Source organism: Pseudonocardia sp. EC080619-01 (assembly GCF_001420995.1).
Lineage (GTDB): Bacteria > Actinomycetota > Actinomycetes > Mycobacteriales > Pseudonocardiaceae > Pseudonocardia.
The window spans coordinates 1,852,356-1,873,547 of sequence record NZ_CP012184.1 but is presented as its reverse complement, the minus strand read 5'-3'; the positions used below and the strand labels follow the sequence as shown (position 1 = coordinate 1,873,547).

At 74.3% G+C, this 21,192-nt stretch carries 18 protein-coding genes; 10 read left to right on the top strand and 8 right to left on the bottom strand.

Features of this window, described 5'->3' with window-relative positions; genetic code table 11:
- A complete protein-coding gene (locus AD017_RS08625; protein ID WP_060573874.1) occupies nucleotides 1–672 on the bottom strand; it encodes a phosphatase PAP2 family protein in 672 nt (223 codons plus the stop codon).
- A 44-nt stretch (nucleotides 673–716) separates the two neighbouring features.
- On the bottom strand, nucleotides 717–1,556 hold the full coding sequence (locus AD017_RS08620; RefSeq protein WP_082399550.1) for an LLM class F420-dependent oxidoreductase: 840 nt from the start codon (nucleotides 1,554–1,556) through the stop codon (nucleotides 717–719).
- Nucleotides 1,557–1,767: 211 nt separating this feature from the next.
- Between AD017_RS08620 and AD017_RS08615 the strand changes: the two genes are divergently transcribed.
- The 4 genes from AD017_RS08615 (at nucleotide 1,768) to AD017_RS08600 (ending at nucleotide 9,266) form a co-directional block, all read left to right on the top strand.
- Nucleotides 1,768–3,018 (top strand): IS110 family transposase, encoded by a 1,251-nt coding sequence (locus AD017_RS08615; RefSeq protein WP_060573872.1) that lies wholly within the window; start codon nucleotides 1,768–1,770, stop codon nucleotides 3,016–3,018.
- Nucleotides 3,019–3,137: 119 nt separating this feature from the next.
- Nucleotides 3,138–4,388 (top strand): serine--tRNA ligase, encoded by a 1,251-nt coding sequence (gene serS / locus AD017_RS08610; protein ID WP_060573871.1) that lies wholly within the window; start codon nucleotides 3,138–3,140, stop codon nucleotides 4,386–4,388.
- Between the two features lie 288 nt (nucleotides 4,389–4,676).
- Nucleotides 4,677–5,849, top strand: a complete 1,173-nt coding sequence (locus tag AD017_RS08605) for a family 16 glycosylhydrolase (RefSeq protein WP_060573870.1) — start codon at nucleotides 4,677–4,679, stop codon at nucleotides 5,847–5,849.
- A gap of 33 nt (nucleotides 5,850–5,882) precedes the next feature.
- Nucleotides 5,883–9,266, top strand: coding sequence for an ATP-dependent DNA helicase (locus AD017_RS08600; protein WP_060573869.1), 3,384 nt, complete (start codon nucleotides 5,883–5,885; stop codon nucleotides 9,264–9,266).
- 66 nt (nucleotides 9,267–9,332) lie between these two features.
- On the opposite strand, the gene AD017_RS08595 is transcribed toward AD017_RS08600, so the two are convergent.
- From AD017_RS08595 to AD017_RS08570, 6 genes are all read right to left on the bottom strand, one after another.
- Nucleotides 9,333–10,970 carry a cation acetate symporter gene (locus tag AD017_RS08595; protein WP_010242272.1) on the bottom strand — a complete coding sequence of 546 codons (1,638 nt, stop codon included), beginning with the start codon at nucleotides 10,968–10,970 and terminating at the stop codon, nucleotides 9,333–9,335.
- Nucleotides 10,967–11,323, bottom strand: coding sequence for a DUF485 domain-containing protein (locus AD017_RS08590; RefSeq protein WP_010242274.1), 357 nt, complete (start codon nucleotides 11,321–11,323; stop codon nucleotides 10,967–10,969). Before AD017_RS08590 ends, AD017_RS08595 begins: the two co-directional genes overlap by 4 nt.
- A gap of 184 nt (nucleotides 11,324–11,507) precedes the next feature.
- Nucleotides 11,508–13,175, bottom strand: coding sequence for a cation acetate symporter (locus tag AD017_RS08585; RefSeq protein ID WP_010242278.1), 1,668 nt, complete (start codon nucleotides 13,173–13,175; stop codon nucleotides 11,508–11,510).
- A complete protein-coding gene (locus tag AD017_RS08580; RefSeq protein ID WP_060573868.1) occupies nucleotides 13,172–13,522 on the bottom strand; it encodes a hypothetical protein in 351 nt (116 codons plus the stop codon). Before AD017_RS08580 ends, AD017_RS08585 begins: the two co-directional genes overlap by 4 nt.
- Nucleotides 13,519–14,352, bottom strand: a complete 834-nt coding sequence (locus AD017_RS08575) for a LytTR family DNA-binding domain-containing protein (protein WP_060573867.1) — start codon at nucleotides 14,350–14,352, stop codon at nucleotides 13,519–13,521. Before AD017_RS08575 ends, AD017_RS08580 begins: the two co-directional genes overlap by 4 nt.
- Nucleotides 14,349–15,449 carry a sensor histidine kinase gene (locus tag AD017_RS08570; RefSeq protein ID WP_227012699.1) on the bottom strand — a complete coding sequence of 367 codons (1,101 nt, stop codon included), beginning with the start codon at nucleotides 15,447–15,449 and terminating at the stop codon, nucleotides 14,349–14,351. Before AD017_RS08570 ends, AD017_RS08575 begins: the two co-directional genes overlap by 4 nt.
- A 59-nt stretch (nucleotides 15,450–15,508) precedes the next feature.
- Between AD017_RS08570 and AD017_RS08565 the strand changes: the two genes are divergently transcribed.
- The 6 genes from AD017_RS08565 to AD017_RS08540 all read left to right on the top strand — a co-directional run bounded on the left by AD017_RS08565 (nucleotide 15,509) and on the right by AD017_RS08540 (nucleotide 21,167).
- Nucleotides 15,509–16,564, top strand: coding sequence for a TrkA family potassium uptake protein (locus AD017_RS08565; protein WP_010226530.1), 1,056 nt, complete (start codon nucleotides 15,509–15,511; stop codon nucleotides 16,562–16,564).
- A gap of 48 nt (nucleotides 16,565–16,612) precedes the next feature.
- Nucleotides 16,613–17,320, top strand: a complete 708-nt coding sequence (locus AD017_RS08560) for a transketolase (RefSeq protein WP_060576307.1) — start codon at nucleotides 16,613–16,615, stop codon at nucleotides 17,318–17,320.
- The gene (locus AD017_RS08555) at nucleotides 17,317–18,234 is read left to right on the top strand and encodes a transketolase family protein (protein WP_060573866.1); all 918 of its coding nucleotides are present in this window, start codon (nucleotides 17,317–17,319) and stop codon (nucleotides 18,232–18,234) included. Before AD017_RS08560 ends, AD017_RS08555 begins: the two co-directional genes overlap by 4 nt.
- An 11-nt stretch (nucleotides 18,235–18,245) precedes the next feature.
- The gene (locus tag AD017_RS08550) at nucleotides 18,246–19,109 is read left to right on the top strand and encodes an exodeoxyribonuclease III (RefSeq protein ID WP_060573865.1); all 864 of its coding nucleotides are present in this window, start codon (nucleotides 18,246–18,248) and stop codon (nucleotides 19,107–19,109) included.
- Between the two features lie 124 nt (nucleotides 19,110–19,233).
- Nucleotides 19,234–20,115, top strand: coding sequence for a DUF4142 domain-containing protein (locus tag AD017_RS08545; RefSeq protein ID WP_060573864.1), 882 nt, complete (start codon nucleotides 19,234–19,236; stop codon nucleotides 20,113–20,115).
- Nucleotides 20,112–21,167: a class F sortase gene (locus AD017_RS08540; RefSeq protein WP_060573863.1), complete on the top strand. Its 1,056-nt coding sequence runs from the start codon at nucleotides 20,112–20,114 to the stop codon at nucleotides 21,165–21,167. Before AD017_RS08545 ends, AD017_RS08540 begins: the two co-directional genes overlap by 4 nt.
- Nucleotides 21,168–21,192 lie beyond the last annotated feature (25 nt).

Sequence of the window (21,192 nt, the reverse complement as noted above, 5' to 3'; positions counted from 1 at the left end):
TCAGCCGGTGCGGGGCACCGGCCGGTCCCGTGCCCGATGGTCCGCGACCCGGTCGATGACCAGCCCCGCACCGAGCCCGATCGCGACCGCGATGCAGAACCCGCCGATCGTGTCGGTCGCGTAGTGCGCGCCGATCCGCACCATCCCGGCGCCGACGGTGCCGCCGGCGAGCAGGGCGACCGCCGCGAGCGTCGCGACCGCCGGACCGGCCCGGGCGACCGGTAGCAGCGCGACCAGCAGCAACGCGACGAGCAGGCCGATCGACACGGCGCCACCGGTGTGCCCGCTCGGGTACGCGAATCCGGCGGTGCCCTCGCCACCGATCGTGCGGCCGATCAGCGGCTTGAGCACGGTCGTCGCGACGCCGGTCAGGCCGGGCGCGACGATCGCCAGCACGGCGAGCCGCCGTCGGCGGAGCAGCAGGGCGGCCCCGGCGAGGAGCAGCGCCCACAGCACCACCGACGGGGGCGAGCCGAACCCGGTCAGCCGGGCGAGCACACCGGGCAGCGCCTCCACCGCCGCGTCGGCGCTGCTGTCGACCCGGCCGGCCTGGGCCTCGCCGGCGTAGCGCCAGGCGAGCACGGCGAACACGACCGTCGCGACGGCGACGATCACCGGGGCCGGTCGGCGCAGCGGGCCGAGCAGGCTCGGCGGATCGGTGGCGTCGCGCACCGGTCCGAGACTAGCCACCGCCGGCACCCGGTGTGCCGTGCGGCTCAGGCGATCCCGAGCGCGCCGGCGAGCCGTTCCAGGTCCTTCTCCGGGGCCTGCATGTCCGCCGTGAGGACCTGCGCGCAGACGTGGTCGGCCCCTGCGGCGAGGTGCTCGTCGAGCCGCGCCGCGACCTGCTCCGGCGTGCCGTGCGCGACGAGCGCGTCGATCAGGGCGTCGCTGCCGCCGTCGTCCATGTCCCCGGTCGCCCAGCCGAGACGGGCCAGGTTGTTCCGGTAGTTCCGCAGGCCCAGGTAGGGCTGCTGCACCCGGGGCCGCCCGACCGCGCGGGCGGCCTCCGGGTCGGTGTCCAGGACGACCTTGTGCTCGGGGGCGAGCAGCACGCCGTCGCCGAGCCGCTCCCGCGCGGTCCGGGTGTGGTCGGGCGTCGTCAGGTAGGGGTGCGCGCCCGCGGAGCGGTCCCGGGCGAGGTCCAGCACCTTCGGCCCGAGTGCGGCGAGGGCACGACCGGCGACGGGCACGTCCAGCTCGTCGAGCCGGTCCAGGTACTCGACGACGGTGGCGTACGGGCGGGTGTAGTCGCTGGTGGCCTCCGGGTGCCCGACGCCGACGCCGAGCAGGAAGCGGTCCGGGTGCTTCGCCGCGATCCGGTGGTAGGACGGCGCGACCTCGTCGGCCGGGGTCGACCACATGTTGACGATGCCGGTCGCGACGGTCAGCGAGGTCGTCGCGTCCAGCATCGACTCCGCGAGTGCGAGGTCACCGGGAGGGGACCCGCCGATCCACACGGTCCCGAACCCGAGGGACTCGATCCGTGCCGCCAACTCGGGCGAGAGGCCCGTCTCGTGTCGCCAGACGCCGTACCGGCCGAGTGAGATGCTGATGGGACTACCTTCCGATCGCACGGTGGATCCCGGCAGAGAGCGCTAGAGATGCGTGTCCTTCGAGGACTTTCATGAGACGGCGCCTCTGCTGGGCCCCGGCGAAGGACTGACGTCTATGAGGGTGTTGTCCCGAGAGGACCGATTCATTAGCACGATGCCGTTCCTTCCCGGTCCGCCGCATGACCAGTGGCCGACGGAGAGGTGATCCGCAGTGATCGGAATTGGCATCGACTGGGCCGAGCAGTTCCACGACGTTGCCATCGGAACTCCAGACAAGGGAGTTATTTCTCAGTTTCGGATATCGCACCGACCGGATGGTGTCGAGTCGCTGATCGAACGCGTCCTGCGGATGGAGCCCGACCCCGCCGAGGTGCGCGTTGTGCTCGAGACCCGCCACGGCCTGCTCGTCGAGGCGTTGGTCGATGCCGGGTTCACCGTGGTTCCAGTCAACCCCGACCTGGTCGCGCGCCGTCGAGGACCTGCCCGGAAGAAGGATGACGCAGAGGACGCCCGCATCTGCTGCCTGCTCGCCCTCGATCGACACACCACTTTGAAGACGCTGGTTCCGCACGGGCGGATCGGCGGCGAGATGCGTGCCATCGGACGTGACGACGAGCGTGCCGCTCGAGACCAGACCCGGTTGCTTAATCGGCTGCGCGCGGATCTGCAGGCGACCTATCCGGCCGCGCTGGCGATCGCCAAGGGCGACCTCAGCGCCCCCACCGTGCTCCGCATGCTCGAACGATGGCCGACTCAGGCGGAACTGCTCGCTGCGACTCGTGACGAGCTGGCTGGCTTCGCGCGAGCAGCGCACCACGGCCGACCCGACCGGTTCGCCGAACAGGTTGACGCTGCCCTCAGAACGCCCGCTCTGGCGGCGAAGGAGTATCTGGCCCGGGCCAAAGCGGCATCGGTCCGGCTTGCCGCGGTCCAGCTCCTGGCACTGCACGAGGCTCGACGAGCTTGGGAACGGCGCATGAGCGAGCTCCTTGCCGATGCGCAGACCCCGGAGGGTGTCGACAGCACGGAGTGGTTCCCCGGGGGGCGGATCTACCTGAGCTTCCCCGGCCTCGGACCGCGTCTGGCGGCCCGTATCGCCGGCGAGATCGGCGAACACATCGAGCAGTTCGACTCTCCTGCAGGGCTGCAGTGCTACGCCGGGCAAGCTCCCGTGACCCGACGGTCGGGCAAAAGCGACTTCGCCGTCGTTCGCCGTCGGGCTCACAATCACTTCCTCGGCGCCGCCGTGCACCAATGGGCCTTCTGCAGCCTCACCAAGAGCGGTTGGGCCCGAGAGTTCTACGACTCCAAGGTGGCGGCAGGCAAACCCCACCACCACGCGTTGAGAACACTCGGCAATCGTTGGCTGGAGATCCTCTGGCACTGCCTCACCAAACAGATGCTCTACGACGAGAGCGTCCACGTCGCCAATCGGAACAGAGCCCTCGGGAGGGCCAGCTGACCCGAGGATTGACAGAGGGTGTCTCATGTCCCTGGTCTACCACCGCGCGGGCCCGATCATTCCCGGCTCTACGATGACGACTCCCGTAGTGCGTACGACGCGAGAGGCTGGACGCAGAAGTGATCGACCTCAAGGCGGCCCGACAGGACCCGGACACCTTCCGCACGGCGCTGTCCCGTCGCGGTGCGTCCGCGGACTTCGACGCGCTGCTCGCGGTCGACGTCCGGTGGCGCGAGCTGACCGACCGTGTCGGTGGCCTGCGCGCCGCGCAGAAGCAGCGCCCGAAGGGCAAGCCGACCCCGGAGCAGGTCGAGCAGTTCAAGAAGGAGAAGGAGGAGCTGCGCGAGGCCGAGGACGAGCTCGCCGCCGCCGACGCCGAGCGCGCCGAGCTCCTCGCCCGGATCCCGAACCTGCCCGACCCGACGGCCGCCGACGGCATGGCCGAGGAGGACGCCGTCACCGTCCGGACCTGGGGCGAGCGGCCGTCGTTCGACTTCGAGCCCCGCGACCACCTGGACCTGGCGTCGTCGACCGGCCGGGTCGACATGGTCCGCGGTGCGCGGCTGTCCGGCTCCCGGTTCGCCTACCGGTTCGGCGACGTCGCCCTGCTCGAGATGGCGCTGTTCCGCTACGTCATCGACAAGCTGTCCGGCGAGGGTTTCGTCCCGGTGCTCGGCCCGGTCCTGGCGAACGAGAAGGCGATGTACGGCACCGGGTTCCTCCCCACCGAGGAGTCGAACCTCTACCAGCTGGAGAAGGACGGCCTGTACCTGACGGGGACGTCCGAGGTCGCGCTCGCGGGCATCCACATGGACGAGATCGTCGAGCTCGACGATCTCCCGGCCCGCTACGTCGCGTTCTCGACGAACTTCCGGCGCGAGGCAGGCGCCGCGGGCAAGGACACCAAGGGCATGTTCCGGGTGCACCAGTTCGACAAGGTCGAGATGTACGTCTACTGCCGCCCCGAGCAGTCCCAGGAGTTCCACGAGCAGCTGCTCGCGCACGAGGAGTCGATCGTGCAGGAGCTGGGCCTGCCGTACCGGGTGCAGAACATCGCCGTCGGCGACCTCGGCAACCCGGCCGCGAAGAAGTACGACATCGAGGCCTGGTTCCCGGTGCAGCAGCGATACCGCGAGATCACCTCCTGCTCGAACACCACCGACTACCAGGCACGACGCCTGAACGTCCGGTTCCGCCGCGAGCCCGGCGCCCCCACCGAGAACGTCCACACGCTCAACGGGACCGGCGCCACCGCCCGCGCGATGCTCGCGGTCATGGAGAACTTCCAGGACGAGCGCGGCACCGTCGCCGTCCCCGAGGTGTTGCAGCGTCACGGGGCGCCCGCGACCGTCGGCACGCCGCCCGCCTGATCGTCGTCCGGCCGGGTGTCCCGCACCCGGGGTGACGGTCGCGACAGCCGGGCGGGCAACCCCGGTGCCGCACCGGGCGTCTGTCTCTGCGTGGACGGAACGGGGAGGGGTGCGCCCGGCTACCGGCCGGGTGAGCTCCCGGTGGTGCCGCGCGACGGCCGTCCCTTCCGCGGCAGGGCCGATCCCGCCGAGATGCGGACCAGCGCGAATAGTGGATCTCCGCGCAACGCTGAGCTGCATCTCGGCGAGGGCCGGAGCGCCCCGGCCGGTCCGCGCGGGCCCGCTCCCGTGCCCCGGCAGCCGCAGGCCGGTGCGCCGCGGGGCGTCCCGGGACCGGCGCCGCGGCCCCGCGCGGGGTGGGACACCCGGGCCGACGCCCGTGCGCCCCGATCCGACGCCCGTGCGCCCCGGGCCGGCGCCGGTGCGCCCCGATCCGACGCTCGTGCGCCCCGGGCCGGCGCCGGTGCGCCCCGATCCGACGCTCGTGCGCCCCGGGCCGGCGCCGGTGCGCCCCGATCCGACGCCCGTGCGCCTCGGCTCGACGCCCGTGCGCCCCGACCCGGCGCTCGCGCGTCCCGCCGCCGGGAGCCTGCCGGGCGTCGCCGCGCCCGCGCCGGGGCCGGTGGATCCGGGATCGGTCGCCGGGTCCTGCACGGCTCGGTCGCACTCGGCCTGGCCGCCGTCGCGATCGCCGGGCTGACGTGGACGATCCTCGTCCCGCCGGACGGTGACGGTGGCGACGGCGCCACGGCCACGTCGGCGCTGGACAACCAGCTGCCGCCCCCGCCGCCCCCGCCACCGCCGCAGCAGTGGCGTCCGGTCGGCGGCGACGAGTTCGACGGTTCCCGCATCGACCGGTCCGTCTGGACCGTCTACAACTCGCCGGGCGGGTTCGGGAACGGGCTGCGCCGGCCGTCGGCGCTCTCCCTGGACGACGGGCTGCTCACCGTCACCGCGCGCCCGCGGGCCGCGGGCGGCGGCGTGTCCGGCGGCATGGCCATGCACTCCGGGCAGCTGTACGGGCGCTGGGAGTTCCGGGCGCGCACCGACGCCGGCACCGGCTACAGCCCGGCGATCCTGCTCTGGCCGGACTCCGAGCGGTTCCCCGACGACGGCGAGCTGGACATGATGGAGATCCCCTACGGGGACCGGAGCGCGGCGACCGCGTTCGTCCACTACGGCGCGGAGAACCACATCGTCTCCACCGAGACGCCGGGCGACTTCACGCAGTGGCACACGTTCGCGCTGGAGTGGCTGCCGGACAGGATCACCTGGTACGTCGACGGCGAGAAGAAGTGGGAGGTCACCGACCGGCGCACCATCCCTACGACGCCCATGCACCTGTGCATCCAGCTCGACCAGGGCCCGGCCGAGAAGTGGATCCCCGCGCCGGACGCGACCACCCCGGACGAGGTCCGGCTGCAGGTGGACTGGGCCCGGGTCTCCGATCCCGTCGGATAGGACCGTCGGGGGTCCGGGGTAGAAATCGTCACCATGGACCCCACCCCGGTCGAGCTCGCCACGGCGCTCGGCCTGCACCCGCCGACCGCGGAGCAGGCCGCGGTGATCGCCGCCCCGGCCGGGCCGGCACTCGTCGTCGCCGGGGCGGGCGCCGGCAAGACGGAGACGATGGCGGCCCGGGTGGTCTGGCTCGTCGCGACCGGACGGGTGCTGCCCGAGCAGGTCCTCGGCCTCACCTTCACCCGCAAGGCGGCCCAGCAGCTCGGCACCCGCGTCCGGTCCCGGCTCCGCCGGCTCGCCGGGTCCCGCATGCTCGACGACCTCGACCCCACCGGCGCCCGCAGGGCCGCGCTGCTCGCGGGCGAGCCCACCGTCTCCACCTACCACGCCTACGCCGGGCGGCTGGTCGGCGAGCACGCGCTGCGGCTGCCCGCCGAGCCGGCGAACCGGCTGCTCGGCCCGACCGCGACCTGGCAGCTCGCGCACCGGGTCGTCTCCACCTGGGCGGCCGACCTGGAGATCGACCGGGTCCCGGCGACCGTGACCGGGTACCTGCTCTCGCTGGCCGGTGAGCTGGGGGAGCACCTCGTCGAACCGGCCGACGTCGAGCGGCTCACCGCCCGGATGCTGCCGGTGCTGGAGCACGCCCCGCCGGGCAAGCGGCAGCGCGCGGAGCCGTCGGCGGGGTACAAGGCCCGGATCGCCGGGCAGCGGATGCGGCTGGAGCTGCTGCCGCTGATCGAGGAGTTCGCCCGCCGCAAGCAGGCCGAACAGGCGATGGACTTCTCCGACCAGATGGCGCTCGCCGCGCGCATCGCCGAGGCCGACCCGGAGGTCGGGCGGATCGAGCGCGGTCAGTACCGGGCCGTGCTGCTCGACGAGTACCAGGACACCGGGCACGCCCAGCGGGTGCTGCTGCGGGCGCTGTTCGGTGTCCCGCCGGGACTCGCCCCGGAGCCGGAGGAGCCCGAGCACCGGTCGGTGACCGCCGTCGGTGACCCCTGCCAGTCGATCTACGGCTGGCGCGGCGCGAGCGCCGGGAACCTGGCCCGGTTCCGCACCGACTTCCCGACGCCGTCCGGTGGCCCTGCTCCCGTGCACGGGCTGCTCACCAGCTTCCGCAATCCGGCCGAGGTGCTCGCGCTCGCGAACCGGGTGTCCGAGCCGCTGCGCACCGCGCCCGGCGCCGTCCGCGTCGGTGAGCTCCGCCCGCTCGACGGCGCCGGTCCCGGCGACGTCCGGGCCGCGTTGTTGCCCGACGTCGCCGCCGAGATCGCCTGGGCGGCCGACGGCATCGCGTCCCGCTGGCACGCCGGCGCCGACGAGGGCGAGCCGCCCACCGCCGCGGTGCTGGTCCGCCGCCGCTCCGACATGGACGCGCTCGCCGCCGCGCTGCGCGACCGTCGGGTCCCGGTCGAGGTCGTCGGGCTCGGCGGGTTGCTGTCGACCCCCGAGGTCCGTGACCTGGTGTCAGCGCTGCGGGTGGTGACCGACCCGCTGGCCGGGCCCTCGGCGGTACGGCTGCTGACCGGGCCCCGCTGGCGGCTCGGCATCGCCGACCTCGCCGCGCTGTGGCAGCGGGCCCGCGAGCTCGTCCCGTCCCGGCCGGCCCGCCCCGGCCCGCTCGGACCCGAGGAGCTGGCCCTGGGGGCGCTCCCCGGTGACGAGGCCGAGCAGGCCGGGCTCGCCGACGCCCTCGACGACCCGGGCGAGCCGGACCGCTACTCCCAGGCCGGGTTCGACCGGATCCGCCGGATCGGCCGCGAGCTGTCCCACCTGCGGGCCCGCGCCGCGGCCCCGCTGACCGACCTCGTCGCCGACGTCGAGCGGACCCTGCTGCTCGACGTCGAGACGATGGCCCGCCCCGGCCCGACCGGCCGGGCACACCTGGACGCGTTCGCCGACGTCGTCGCCGACTTCGCCGCCGGTGCCGACGTGCCGTCGCTGCCCGCGCTGCTCGACTACCTCGACACGGCGGAGCAGGCCGAGGAGGGCCTGACCCCGGGTGAGGTCGAGGTCTCCCCGGACCGGGTGCAGATCCTCACCGTGCACGCGGCGAAGGGGCTGGAGTGGGAGATCGTCGCCGTCCCGCACCTGGTGGCGCAGGTCTTCCCGGGCCGCAAGATGTCCGGCAGCTGGCTGAAGGACCCGTCCGACCTGCCGGTCCCGCTGCGCGGCGACGCCGACGACCTCCCCGGTCTCGACCTCCCGCCGCCCGGCGCGGACCGCAAGCAGGTCGAGCAGGCCCTCGACGACCACGACGACGCCCTCGACGAGCGCCGCCTCGCCGAGGAGCGCCGGCTGTTCTACGTCGCGCTCACCCGTGCCGAGCGCACCCTGCTCGTCTCCGGGCACCGGTGGCCGGCGACCGGGGAGCGCCCGAAGGACCCGTCGGTGTTCCTCACCGAGCTCGCCGAGATCCTGGAGGGGCCCGGTGGCTCCGAGGTCGGCGCGCTGGAGGTGTGGGCGCCGCCGCCGGAGGCCGACACCGGGAACCCGGCGCTCGGCGTGGAGCGCACCGCGCAGTGGCCGCCGGACCCGTTCGGCGACCGGGCGGACGACGTGCGGGCCGGTGCCGACCTGGTCCGGGCGGAGTTGCGGGCCCGGGCACCGCGACGGCCGCGGCGGTCCCGGCGGTCGTCCACCGACCAGCTCGCGCTGGAGCTGCCCGAGCCCGGCCCGGCGGAACCGGCCCCGGACGTACCCGACGCGGAGGGTGACCCGGAGGGCTGGGCCGCCGACGTCGACGTCCTGCTCGCCGAGCGGGCCGCCGCCAAGGAGCGCCCCACCGTCGCGCTGCCGGGGCGGCTGTCGGTGAGCCGGCTGATCGAGCTCGCCGACGATCCGGACGCGCTCGCCGTGCGGCTGCGCCGCCCGGTGCCGCTGCCGCCGAACCCGCACGCGCGACGCGGGACCGCGTTCCACGCCTGGCTGGAGCAGCGGTTCGGTGCGGAACGGCTGCTCGACATCGACGAGCTGCCCGGCGCCGCCGACGAGTCCGTCACCTCGGAGTCCGTCACCTCGGAGTCCGACGCCGCGGAGCTGGCGGAGCTGCAGGCCGCGTTCGAGGCGTCGGAGTGGGCGGACCGCAAGCCGGTCGACGTCGAGGTGTCGTTCGAGACCGTCCTCGCCGGGGTCGCCGTGCGTGGGCGGATGGACGCCGTCTTCGCCGATCCCGACGGCGGCTGGACCGTCGTCGACTGGAAGACCGGTGGGCCGGCCGCCCCGGAGCGGGAGCACGCCGTCGCGGTGCAGCTGGCGGCGTACCGGCTGGCCTGGGCGGCGCTGCAGGAGGTCCCGGCCGAGCGGGTGCGGGCCGCGTTCCACTACGTCCGCGACGGCGTCACCCTGCGGCCGGCGGACCTGCTGGACGCCGACGGGCTGCGGGCGCTGGTGGCGGGTGTGCCGGCGGGCTGACCCCGGAGACGACGCGAGCCCGTGCCCCGCAGCTGCGGGACACGGGCTCGCGGCCCGGACGGATCGCTAGTGCGACTCGGCCTTGGCGATGTGGGCACCGGTCAGCGACCGGACCTCCATCTCGGCGTACTTGCTGCCGTCGGCCCGCTTCTCGCCGACGTAGGTGCCGATGACACCCAGCAGGAACGACAGCGGGATCGACACCAGGCCCGGGTTCTCCAGCGGGAACCAGGCGAAGTCCGCGCCCTGGATGATCGACGGGCTGGACGCCGTCGCCGGCTTCCCGGAGACGACCGGCGAGAAGATGATCAGGATCAGCGTGCTCGCCAGACCGCCGTAGATCGAGAACAGCGCGCCGGTGGTGTTGAACCGCTTCCAGAACAGCGAGTAGAGGATCGTCGGCAGGTTCGCCGAGGCCGCCACCGCGAACGCCAGCGCCACGAGGAACGCGACGTTCTGGTTGCGGGCCAGGATGCCGCCGACGATCGCCACGACACCGATCACGATCGCGGTGCGGCGGGCGACGCGGACCTGGGTGGCCTCGGTGTCGGCCACGTTCCCGCGCTTGATCACGTTGATGTAGACGTCGTGCGCGAACGACGCCGACGCGGTGATCGTCAGGCCGGCGACGACCGCGAGGATCGTCGCGAACGCGACTGCGGCGATGATGCCCAGCAGCACCGGGCCGCCGAGCTCGAAGGCCAGCAGCGGCGCCGCCGAGTTGACCTTGCCGGGAGCGTTCTGGATCGTCTCCGGGCCCACCAGCGCACCGGCCGCGTAGCCGATGACCAGGGTGAACAGGTAGAAGAGGCCGATCAGCCAGATCGCCCACTCGACCGACTTCCGGGCCTCCTTGGCGGTCGGCACGGTGTAGAAGCGCATCAGCACGTGGGGCAGGCCCGCGGTGCCGAGCACCAGCGCGATGCCCAGCGAGATGAAGTCGATCTTCGACGTGGTCGACGTGCCGTACTGCTCGCCCGGGGCGAACAGTCCGACGCCCTTCTCCGAGGCGTCGGCGGCGCCCTGCAGCAGCGCGGAGAAGTTGAAGCCGAACAGCGCGAGCGCCCAGATCGTCATGACCAGCGCACCGGCGATCAGCAGCACCGCCTTGATCATCTGGACCCAGGTGGTGCCGCGCATGCCGCCGATCAGCACGTAGGCGATCATCACGACGCCGACGATCGCGATGACGACGCCCTGTGCGAACGCGCCCGAGATGCCGAGCAGCAGCGAGACGAGCGCGCCGGCACCGGCCATCTGCGCCAGCAGGTAGAAGAAGGACACGGCCAGCGTCGAGGTGGCCGCGGCCGCGCGGACCGGGCGCTGACGCATCCGGAACGCCAGCACGTCGCCCATCGTGAACCGGCCGGTGTTCCGCAGCAGCTCCGCGACCAGCAGCAGCGCCACCAGCCAGGCGACCAGGAAGCCGATCGAGTAGAGGAACCCGTCGTAGCCGTTGATCGCGATGGCACCCGCGATGCCCAGGAACGAGGCCGCCGACAGGTAGTCACCGGCGATCGCGAAGCCGTTCTGGGTCCCCGAGAACCCGCCGCCCGCGGTGAAGAAGTCGGACGCCGTCTTCTTCGCGTGCCGGTTGTTCACGTAGAAGACGATCCCCAGCGTGCCGATGACGAACACGAGGAAGATCGAGATGTTGAGGATCGGGCTCGCGCCCGCGACCCCCTGGGCCAGCACGGCGTTCACTTCGTGCCCCCTTCGATCTCGTCACGGATCTTCGACGACAGCGGGTCGAGGGTGTTCCCCGCGAACCGGACGTACGCGACGGTGATCGCGAACGTGGACACGAACTGGAGCAGGCCCAGGATCAGCCCCAGGTTGATGTTGCCGAGCACGGGCGTCGCCATGAAGTCGGCGGCGAAGCTCGCCAGCAGCACGTAGAGCAGGTACCAGGCCAGGAACGCCGCGGTGACCGGGAAGACGAACCCGCGGAGACGCCGACGCAGCTGCTGGAAGTCGTCGCTCGCCTGTACGGCGCCCCAGTCGGGCGTCCCGGGCGGAGGACCGCCCGTACTGTTCTCGGACTCGGTGGTACTCACGTATGCCTCCTTGCATCTCCCGGGCACCGGACTCGGGGTGCGCCCAGGAAAGTTCCTCGCGGGCGTGTGCGGAACCCCACACACGGTCTCGATTCGGACAGTGAGGCGAGTGGCCGACGATCGGCAGGCCGGGCGCACCAGAATTCGACCGACGGTCTTGACATCGGCCGGATCGGCCCCCTCGCTACTCGCGGTCCGCCAGATGGAGCCGGAGCATCGTATCTTCCGCCCACGACGGAACGTGATCGCCCAGCGACACCGCGATCATCAGTACGAACGACAGGGGGACGGACCACAGGGCCGGTTGGGTGAGCAGGATGCCCGCCGTTCCGCCCAGTCCGAGGGTGGCGCCCAGTCCCATCGCCCCGGCCGAGCAGACCAGCCCCGCCACCATTCCCGCGTACGCGCCGCGCGCGGTCAAGCCCTTCCACCACAGGCCGAGCACGAGCAGCGGGCAGAACGTCGACGCCGCGACGGTGAACGCCGAGGTCACGGCCGCGCTGACGTCGACCCGGACCATCAGCAGCGCGGCCGGGACGACAGCTGCCGAGGCGGCCAGGGCGGTGAGCCGGAGCCGGCGCAGCCCGGACGGCATCAGGTCGTGCGACAGCGCGCCGGACAGCGCGAGGAGCAGTCCGAGGGAGGTGGCCAGGAACGCGGCGAACGCACCGGCGGTGAGCAACGAGGTCAGCACCGCGGCCGTCCCACCGCCGGTCACCCGCCCGGGCAGGGTGACGATCGCCGTGTCGGTGCCCTGCGAGAGGTACAGCTCCGGGGTGAGCACGGTCCCCAGCAGCCCGTAGACGATGGTGAACAGGTAGAACGTGCCCAGCAGCGCGACGGTGATCGCGGCCGTCCGGCGGGCGCCGCGCCCGTCCGGGCTGGTGTGGAACCGGACGATGATGTGCGGCAGCCCCATCGTCCCGAGTGCCGTCGCGACCAGCACCGACCAGGTCGCCAGCAACGGCGCGGTCGCACCCGTGCCGAGCAGCGGCAGCGCCCAGTCCTCCCCGCCGGGCACCGGCAGCGACGCCCGGTCGCCACCGAGCCCGGGGACCGGGGCGCCCTCCGGGAACAGCCACACCTGGTCGGCGCGTGCGTGGTGGGTACCCGGCGTCAGTTCGACAGGGATCCCGTCGACGGCGACGGTGACCGGCTCGGTGACCACGAGATCGGTGTCGAGGCGGAAGTCGACCGGGGTCTCCCGGGTGAAGTGCGTGAACTCCGGCGGGGCGGCCAGCTCGTCGCGCAGCTGGGGCCCGGCGAGCAGCAGCAGCCAGATCGCGGGTCCGGCGAACAGGAGCAGCTTGAGGGCGAACTGGAACGCCTGCACGTAGGTCGCCGCCCGCATCCCGCCCAGGGCCAGCGTGATCCCGACCGCCAGGCCGGAGACGACCACGCCCACCCAGTAGTCCACACCGGACACCAGTGTCAGGAGCTGGCCGGCCGCGACGATCTGCGGCACCAGGTAGAGCACCGCGATCACGACGACGACCACCGCGCAGAACCGGCGCAGCGACCGCGACCCCAGCCGCGCCTCGGCGAACCCGGGCACGGTCAGCGCGCCGCTGCGCCGCATCGGCGCCGCCACCAGCGCCAGCATCAGCAGGTAGCCCGCGGTGAACCCGACCGGGTACCAGAGCGCCCCGGTGCCCTCCTTGATCACCAGACCGGCGACGCCGAGGAACGACGCCGCCGACAGGTACTCACCGGAGACCGCCGCCGCGTTCAGCATCGGCGACGTCTGCCGCGACGCCACCAGGAAGTCCGACGTGGTGCGCATGGCGGCCACGCCACGGGCCCCGATCAGGACCGTGACCAGCAACAGCGCGACGACGGCGGCCCCGGTCACGACGAGTGGGCCCGCTCGGCCCGCTCCGCCCGGCGCAGGTGCCACCACGCGAGCACCGCGAGCAGCGGGTAGGGCAGCCACGCCACGGCGATCCAGCCCAGTGGAAGTCCGGCGCCGCGCCACTGCGCCAGCCCGGGGGCGTACCGCAGCAGCACCGGCAGCCCGAGCAGCAGCACCGCCCCGCACAGCAGCGTCACCCCGGCCCGGCGGAGCTGGGCCCGCCGCACCCGCCGGGCGCGGGCGGCGAGCTCCGGATCGAGCACCGGCTCCGGGGCCGGCCGCGCCGCGACGGCCCGCGCGCCGGGCTCCGGCGGCGCGGTCACGGCGACCCGGCGCGGGCGGCTCATCCCCGGCCCCGCTCCCGGCCCGGGACGTCCAGCGCCCCCGAGGTCGCCGCCGCCAGCAGCTGGTCGCGCAGCTCGCGGGCGTGCCGGCGGCTGACCGGGACGTCCCCGGCGTCGGTGTGCGCGAGGAGCCCGCCGCCGGCGTCGCTGCGCAGCTCGAGGACCGCGGGCAGGTGCAGCAGGAAGCTGCGGTGCACCCGGACGAAGTGGTGGGCGTCCCAGTGCTCCTCCAGCCGGGAGAGCGGGATGCGGACCAGGTGCGAGCCGGACGGGGTGTGCAGCCGGACGTAGTCGCCGTGCGCCTCGACGAACCGCACGTCCTCGCGACGCACGTACCGGGTCCGCCCGGCCAGCTCCACCGGCAGCACCGCGAGCTCGTCGACCCGGGGGACGGCCGGCCCGCCGCCGGTGACGCCCGTCCGGTCCTCGGCGGGAGGCGGCCCCGCGACGGTGCGGCCCGCGCGCGCCCGGTGCACCCGGGCCAGCGCCTCGGCGAGCCGGTCGGCACCCACGGGCTTCAGCAGGTAGTCGACGGCACCGAGGCCGTAGGCGGCGACCGCGTGCTCCTCGAACGCGGTGACGAACACGATCTCCGGCGGGGACGCCATCGCGGCCAGCACGCCGCCCAGCTCCAGGCCGTCCATCCCCGGCATCGTGATGTCGAGGAAGACGGCGTCGAACCGGCCGGTGGGGATGGTGCGCAGCGCCTCGACGGCGTCGCCGGCCCGCGCGACCTCGCCGACATCGGGGGCGTCGGCGAGCAGCGCGCAGATCTCGTCGAGCGCGGGCGCGACGTCGTCGACGGCCAGCACCCGCAGCGGCGTCTCGGTCACACGACCACCCCCGGTTGGAAGCGCGGGACGCGCAGGACGATCCGGGTCCCCGCGCCGGGGGCGGTCTCGATGACCAGGCCGTGCTCGGGGCCGTACACCGCCCGCAGGCGACGGTCGACGTTCACCAGCGCCAGCCCGGCGCCCTCCGCGGTGCCGGCCAGCACCGCACGGGCGTGCTCGGGTGCCATCCCGGGCCCGTCGTCCTCGACGGCGATCACGCAGACGTCCCCCTCGGCCTCGCCGCTGACCTGGACCAGCCCGCCGTCCTGGGTCCGCTCGACGCCGTGCTGCACGGCGTTCTCCACCAGCGGTTGCAGCGCCAGCACCGGGATCGGCACCGGCAGCACCTCCGGCGCCACCCGTACCTGCACCCGGAGCCGGTCGCCGAGGACCGCACGTGCGAGCGTCAGGTAGGCCTCCACCGAGCGGAACTCCCCGGCCAGCGGGGTGTAGTCACCGCGGGCCGCGAGCGAGTGCCGGATGAAGTCGGCGAAGGTCTCCAGCAGGTCCCGCGCACGTGCCGGGTCCGAGCGCACGAACGAGGCGATCGTGGTGAGCGCGTTGTAGACGAAGTGCGGCGAGATCTGGGCACGCAGCTCGCGCAGCCGGGCGGCCTCGGCCTCGGCGGCGCCGTCGTCGAGGCGGGCACGTTCCAGCGCGTCGGCGACGAACGCGGAGATCCGCCGGGCGGCGGCCGTGGTGACCCCACCGAGGACGAGCACCGGTGGCTCGGGATCGGTGCCCAGCGCCGTCGCCGTCAGCTCGCCGTCGGTGGCCCGCCGGGTACCCGCCCGGTGCCCGAGTGCGATGCCCGCCTCGCGGTCGGGGCCGCACCAGGTGGGCGCACGTCCGGGGAGGAGCAGGCCGGCGGAGCGGGCGCCGCACAGCCCGGCGAGCCGGCGCAGCGCGTCGGTCGCGGCCGGTGAGCCGGCGGGTTCGCGCAGCCCCGCCGCGACCGCGACACCGGCCTCGAGCACCTCGGCCGGGTCCGACGGGGGAGTCGTCGCGGACCGGAACCGCCCGGTGAGCCGGGGGCGCAGGGAGGTGCGCCCGCCCGGCACACGCGCGCCACGATCGGAGTCCTCGTCGGCCGGCACCCGGTCAGGATAGGGCCCGCGGGGCCCGTCCCGCGGGACACGGGGCTAGCCTGCCGCACGTGATCGGCTCCTCCCGCCTCGCCGCGCTCGATCCGCACGCCGAGGGCGCGCTGCGGATGCCGGACGCGCGGTCGAGCCCGGTCCGCTCCCTGGTGACCCGGCTGGTGATCGCGTTGTTCGCGCTGGGCGCGACGACGTTGATCGTCTACTTCGGTCGCGACGGCTACCTCGACAACAACGGCGCGGGCGAGATCTCGCTGATGGACGCGCTGTACTACGCGACGGTGTCGCTGTCGACGACCGGCTACGGCGACATCGTCCCGGTCAGCCCGAGCGCGCGGGCGATCAACATCGCCGTCGTCACCCCGCTGCGGGTGCTGTTCCTGATCGTTCTCGTCGGGACGACCGTCGAGCTGCTCACCGAGCGCTCGCGCCAGTCGTTCCGGATCCAGCGCTGGAGGTCGCGCGTGCGCGAGCACACCGTCGTCGTCGGCTACGGCACCAAGGGCCGGGCTGCCGTGGAGACGCTGCTGGGCGACGGCGTCGAGCCCGAGAAGATCGTCGTCGTCGACACCGACCGGGCCCGGCTCGACGTCGCGTCCGGGCTGGGGCTGGTGACCGTGTCCGGGAACGCGACCCGGTCGGCGGTGCTCCGGATCGCCGGGGTGCAGCTGGCGACGACGCTGGTCGTCGCGCTGGACCGGGACGACACCGCGGTGCTGGTCACGCTCACCGCCCGCGAGCTGTCCCGCTCGATCTCGATCGTCGCAGCGGTGCGCGAGGCGGAGAACGTGCACCTGCTGCGGCAGTCCGGGGCGAGCTCGGTGATCGTCTCCGACGAGACGGCGGGCCGGCTGCTCGGCGTCGCGACCCGGTCCCCGGCCGTCGTCGAGGTGGTCGAGGACCTGCTCACCCCGGACGCCGGGTTCGCCATCACCCAGCGCCAGGTCGAGCCGGCCGAGGTGGGCGGGTCGCCGCGGCACCTGCCCGACATCGTGCTCGGCGTCGTCCGCGGCGACCAGCTCTACCGGGTCGACTCCGCCGCCGTCGACGCGCTCGAGCGCGGGGACCAGCTGCTCTACGTCCGCAAGGCGACCCCGCCCGAGGACGACTGATCGGAAATCCTTGACCTGAACCGAGCTTCAGGTCGCGCGGTGGTCCGCATGACGACAGCGACCACCGGAACCTCCGGGACCACCGCCGGGATCACGGGGCTGATGACCCGGATGACCGGCGACGAGAAGCACGAGCCCGCCGCCACCTCGACCCTGGACGTGCTCCGCGTCCTCTACGACCGCGTCCTGCGGGTCGACCCCGCGCACCCGGGCGACCCGGACCGGGACCGGTTCCTGCTCTCCAAGGGGCACGGGCCGATGGCGCTCTACGCCGTCCTGGCCGCGCGGGGGTTCCTCGACCCGGCCGCGCTGGACGGGTTCGCGACCTACGACTCGGACCTCGGCCACCACCCGGACCGCACGCTCGTGCCGGGAGTGGAGATCTCCTCGGGCTCCCTCGGGCACGGGCTCGGGCTGGCCGTGGGCACCGCGCTCGGGCTCCGGTTGCAGGGCCGGGCGGCGCGGACCGTCGTCCTCGTCGGCGACGCCGAGCTCGACGAGGGCTCGAACGCCGAGGCGATCCAGTACGCCGGGCGGGCGGGGCTCGCCGGGCTGACCGCCGTCGTGATCGACAACCGCTCCGCGTCGCACGGGTGGCCGGGCGGGATCGCCGCGCGCTTCGCCGTCGAGGGCTGGGTGACCGCCGACGCCGACGGCCGTGACCACGACGACCTGGAGCGTGCGTTCGGCACGCCGCACGACGACCGGCCGCTCGCCGTCGTCGCCCACGTCGAGCCGAAGGGGACCCCCTCATGACCGCCTTTGCTCTGCACACCGTGACGCACCGGCCCGTCGACCAGCGGGAACGCTTCTACGCGCTCCTCCCGGAGCTCCTCGACGCCGAATCGCGGGCGGTGGCCCTGCTCGCCGACATCGGGGCCGGCTACGTCGACCTCCCGGACCGGCTCGCGCGGCGCGTGGTCAACCTCGGGATCCGCGAGCAGCTGCTCGTGTCGGCTGCCGGCGGGCTCGCGCTCACCGGGATGCGGCCGATCGTGCACACGTTCGCGCCGTTCCTCGTCGAGCGGCCGTACGAGCAGCTCAAGCTCGACCTCGGGCACCAGGACACCGGCGCGCTGCTGGTCTCGGCGGGTGCGTCGTACGACATGGCGGGGGCGGGGGAGACCCACTTCGGCTCCCGTGACGTCGCGCTGCTCGACACCCTCGACGGCTGGACGGTGCACGTCCCCGGCCACGCCGACGAGGCCGAGGCGCAGCTGCGGGCCGCGCTGCCCGGCGACGACCGCGTCTACGTCCGGCTCTCCGGCGCGTCGAACGCGGCCGCGCTGAGCACCGGCCCGGGTATGACGGTGCTGCGGCGGGGGAGCCGCGGCACGGTCGTCGCGGTGGGCCCGCTCGCGGACCGCACCCTCGCCGCCGTCGCGGACCTCGACGTCACGGTGCTCTACGCGCCGACCGTCCGGCCGTTCGACGGCGCGACGCTGCGGGCGACGCTCTCCGAGCCGGACGTCGTGCTCGTCGAGCCCTACCTGGCGGGCACCTCGTCGCGGGTTATCGCCGACGCACTGGACGGGGTGCGGCACCGGCTGCTCGGTCTCGGTGTGTCCCGTGCCGAGCTGCGGCGCTACGGCGACCCGGACGACCACGACGCGGCGCACGGGCTCGACGTCGCGGGCATCCGGCGTTCGGTGCGGCGGTTCCTCTCGTAGGGTCCCGTCCCGTGCGCCTCGCCACCTGGAACGTGAACTCGGCGAAATCCCGGCTGCCGCGGCTGCTGCCGTGGCTCGACGAGCGGGAGCCGGACGTCGTCTGCCTGCAGGAGACGAAGCTGTCCGACGACGACTTCGCCGCCACCTTCGACGACGAGCTGGCCGCGCGCGGCTACGCGGTCGCGCACCACGGCCAGGGCCGGTGGAACGGCGTCGCGGTGCTGTCCCGGGCCGGGCTCGACGACGTCGTGCGGGGTCTGCCCGGCGAGCCCGTCTTCAGCGAGGGCGGGCTCGACGTGCCCGACGCCCGCGCGGTCACCGCCACCTGCGGCGGGCTGCGGGTGACGTCGGTGTACGTCCCGAACGGGCGCGAACCGTCCGACCCGCACTACGCCTACAAGCTGCGCTGGCTGGCGGCCCTGCGCGACCAGGTCGTGGCGGGCGACCCGGCGACGACCGTCGTCGCCGGGGACGTGAACATCGCCCCCACCGACGACGACGTCTGGGACCGTTCGCAGTTCGACGGCGCCACCCACGTCACGCCGGCCGAGCGCGAGGCGCTCGCGGGTCTCGTCGGGGCCGGGCTGCACGACGTGCTGCGCGACCGCTGGCCGGACGAGCGGGTGTTCACCTACTGGGACTACCGCGCCGGGCGCTTCCACCAGGACCAGGGCATGCGGATCGACCTCGTGCTCGCCGGGGAGGATCCCGCGGGCCGCCGGGCGGCGGTGTGGGTGGACCGGAAGGCACGGAAGGGTAGGTCGCCGAGCGACCACGCACCCGTCGTCCTGGACCTGGACTCCGCCCCGGACGGCGACACCGGTCCCGTCGTCCCGCCGCCGTCCGCGCCCGCCCCGCTGGGCGGGCGCAGATAGCCGCTCGCCGGACGATTACTGCCGATGGAGTGGTTCGAGTTGCAACGTTCGGAGTATCGCTGGTAGCCCACCGCATGTGGACCGCTACTCTCGGGGGAAGATCGTGACAACTTCGTCGAAGCGCATGACCCGGACCGTCGGGGCGTCCGTCGCCGCGATCGCACTCGTCGGCCTGACCGCCTGCGGTGGCGAGACGCCGCAGGTCCCGAACATCCCGACCGAGCTGCCGCAGGTTCCCGGCGTCGGGGACCCGCGCCAGGCCTTCGGGGACGCGCACCAGAAGGCGCTCGGCCTCGCCGCGCTGGGTGGCGTCGGCCTGGAGCAGGGCGTCGGCCAGCAGGTCAAGGACCTCGCGCCGCAGGTGCAGGGCGAGGGCCAGCAGCTCAACGACAAGCTGCGTGGCCTGGCGTCCTCGGTCGGCGTCTCGCTGCCCGACCAGGTCTCGCCGGAGATCCAGGCCCAGGTCGACGACCTGAAGGCCCGCACCGGTGAGCAGTTCGACCAGGGCTGGCTGCAGGCCGCCCAGGAGCAGGTCGGCCAGCTCAACGACCAGGCCCAGGGCCTGCTGAACGTGCCCGGCCTGCCGCCGGAGCAGCTGGACCAGGCCCGCGCGCAGCTGACCAACCTCGGTGCGCTGAAGACCAAGCTGGACGAGGCCGCCGCCGCGGCCGGTGCCGCGACCCCGGGTGCCGACGGCTCCGGCGACGCGGCCGGTGGCTCCGGTGACGGTGCCGGCGACGGCGCCGGCCAGGCCGCCGGACCGGACGCGGGTGCCGGCGCAGGTGGCTCGGGCTCCGGTGACGGCTCCGGCCAGGAGGGCGCGGGCAACGGCTCGGGCAACGGCTCCGGCAACGGTGCGGGCCAGGGCGGCGCCCCGGCGGTCGACGCCGGTACCGGCGGCCAGGCCGCGTCGGCGTCCGACGCGGTGCTGCCGGCCGCCCTCGGTGGTGCCGGTCTGCTGCTGCTCGGCGCCGGTCTGATCCGGCTGCGCCGCTCCCGCGCGTGACCGCCCGGCACCGGCACCCGCGCGGCGGTGTCCGGGGAGCGGCGGCCCTGCTGCTCTCCGGCGTCGCCCTGCTGGGTGCCGGTGCCGGACTCGCCCTCGGCGACGATCCGCGGATCGTCGCCGAGGACCTGGGGTCGGTGCCCGCACCGATGTCCGGCGGGGTGCGGGCGGTGCCCGCCTCGGAGGCGCTACCGGTGCTCGCCCGGCCCGACCCCGTCGTCGGGGCACCGGATGTCGCGGACCTGCCGGGCTCGCCCCCTCCCGCGCCGGCCACCCCGTCCGATCCTGCAGCCCCACCCGCGCCGGCTGCCCAGGGCACTCCCGCCGCGCCGACCGCGCCCACCGTGCCGCTCGGCCCGGACCCGGCCGCCGCCCGGCCCGCCCCTCCTGTGCCGGCCGCAGCCCTGTCCCCGGACGTTCCCGGCGGACCGGGGAATCCCGCTGCGCCCGCCGGTGACCCGGCCCGCCCGCTCCCCGGCCCGGGCGTCCCGGCCGCCGAGACCCCGCGCCGGGCCGGCCCGCCGGCGATCGCCGCGCAGCAGCCGTGGACGGTCTCGCCGATCTACCCGCCCACCGGGCCCGGTCCCGGCGAGCCGCCGTCCCCGGTCGTCCCGGCGACCCTGGAACTCCCGGCCCGCGGTGTCACCGCGCCGGTCGACGCCGTCGGCACCGGCCCGAACGGCGGGATGGTCGTCCCGGAGGAGGTCCGGACGGTCGGCTGGTGGGCCCCCGGCGTCCTCCCCGGCGGGGCCGCCGGCAGCTCGGTGATCGCCGGGCACGTCGACTCGCGGACCCAGGGCGTCGGCGTGCTCGCGGTGCTGCCGCAGCTCACCGCGGGGGAACCCGTCGTCGTCCGGGGCGCCGACGGCCGCGCCGCGACCTTCCGGGTCGCCGCCCGGCGGGAGTACGGCAAGCACGACCTGCCCCGTGACGTCTTCCGGCGCGACGGCAGCCCGCAGCTCGTGCTCGTCACGTGCGGCGGGGTCTTCGACCCGGCGACCGGGAGCTACGAGTCGAACATCGTCGTCTACGCGGTCCCGGAGCCGCTCTGACGGCGTCGCGGGATCGACGCCTACC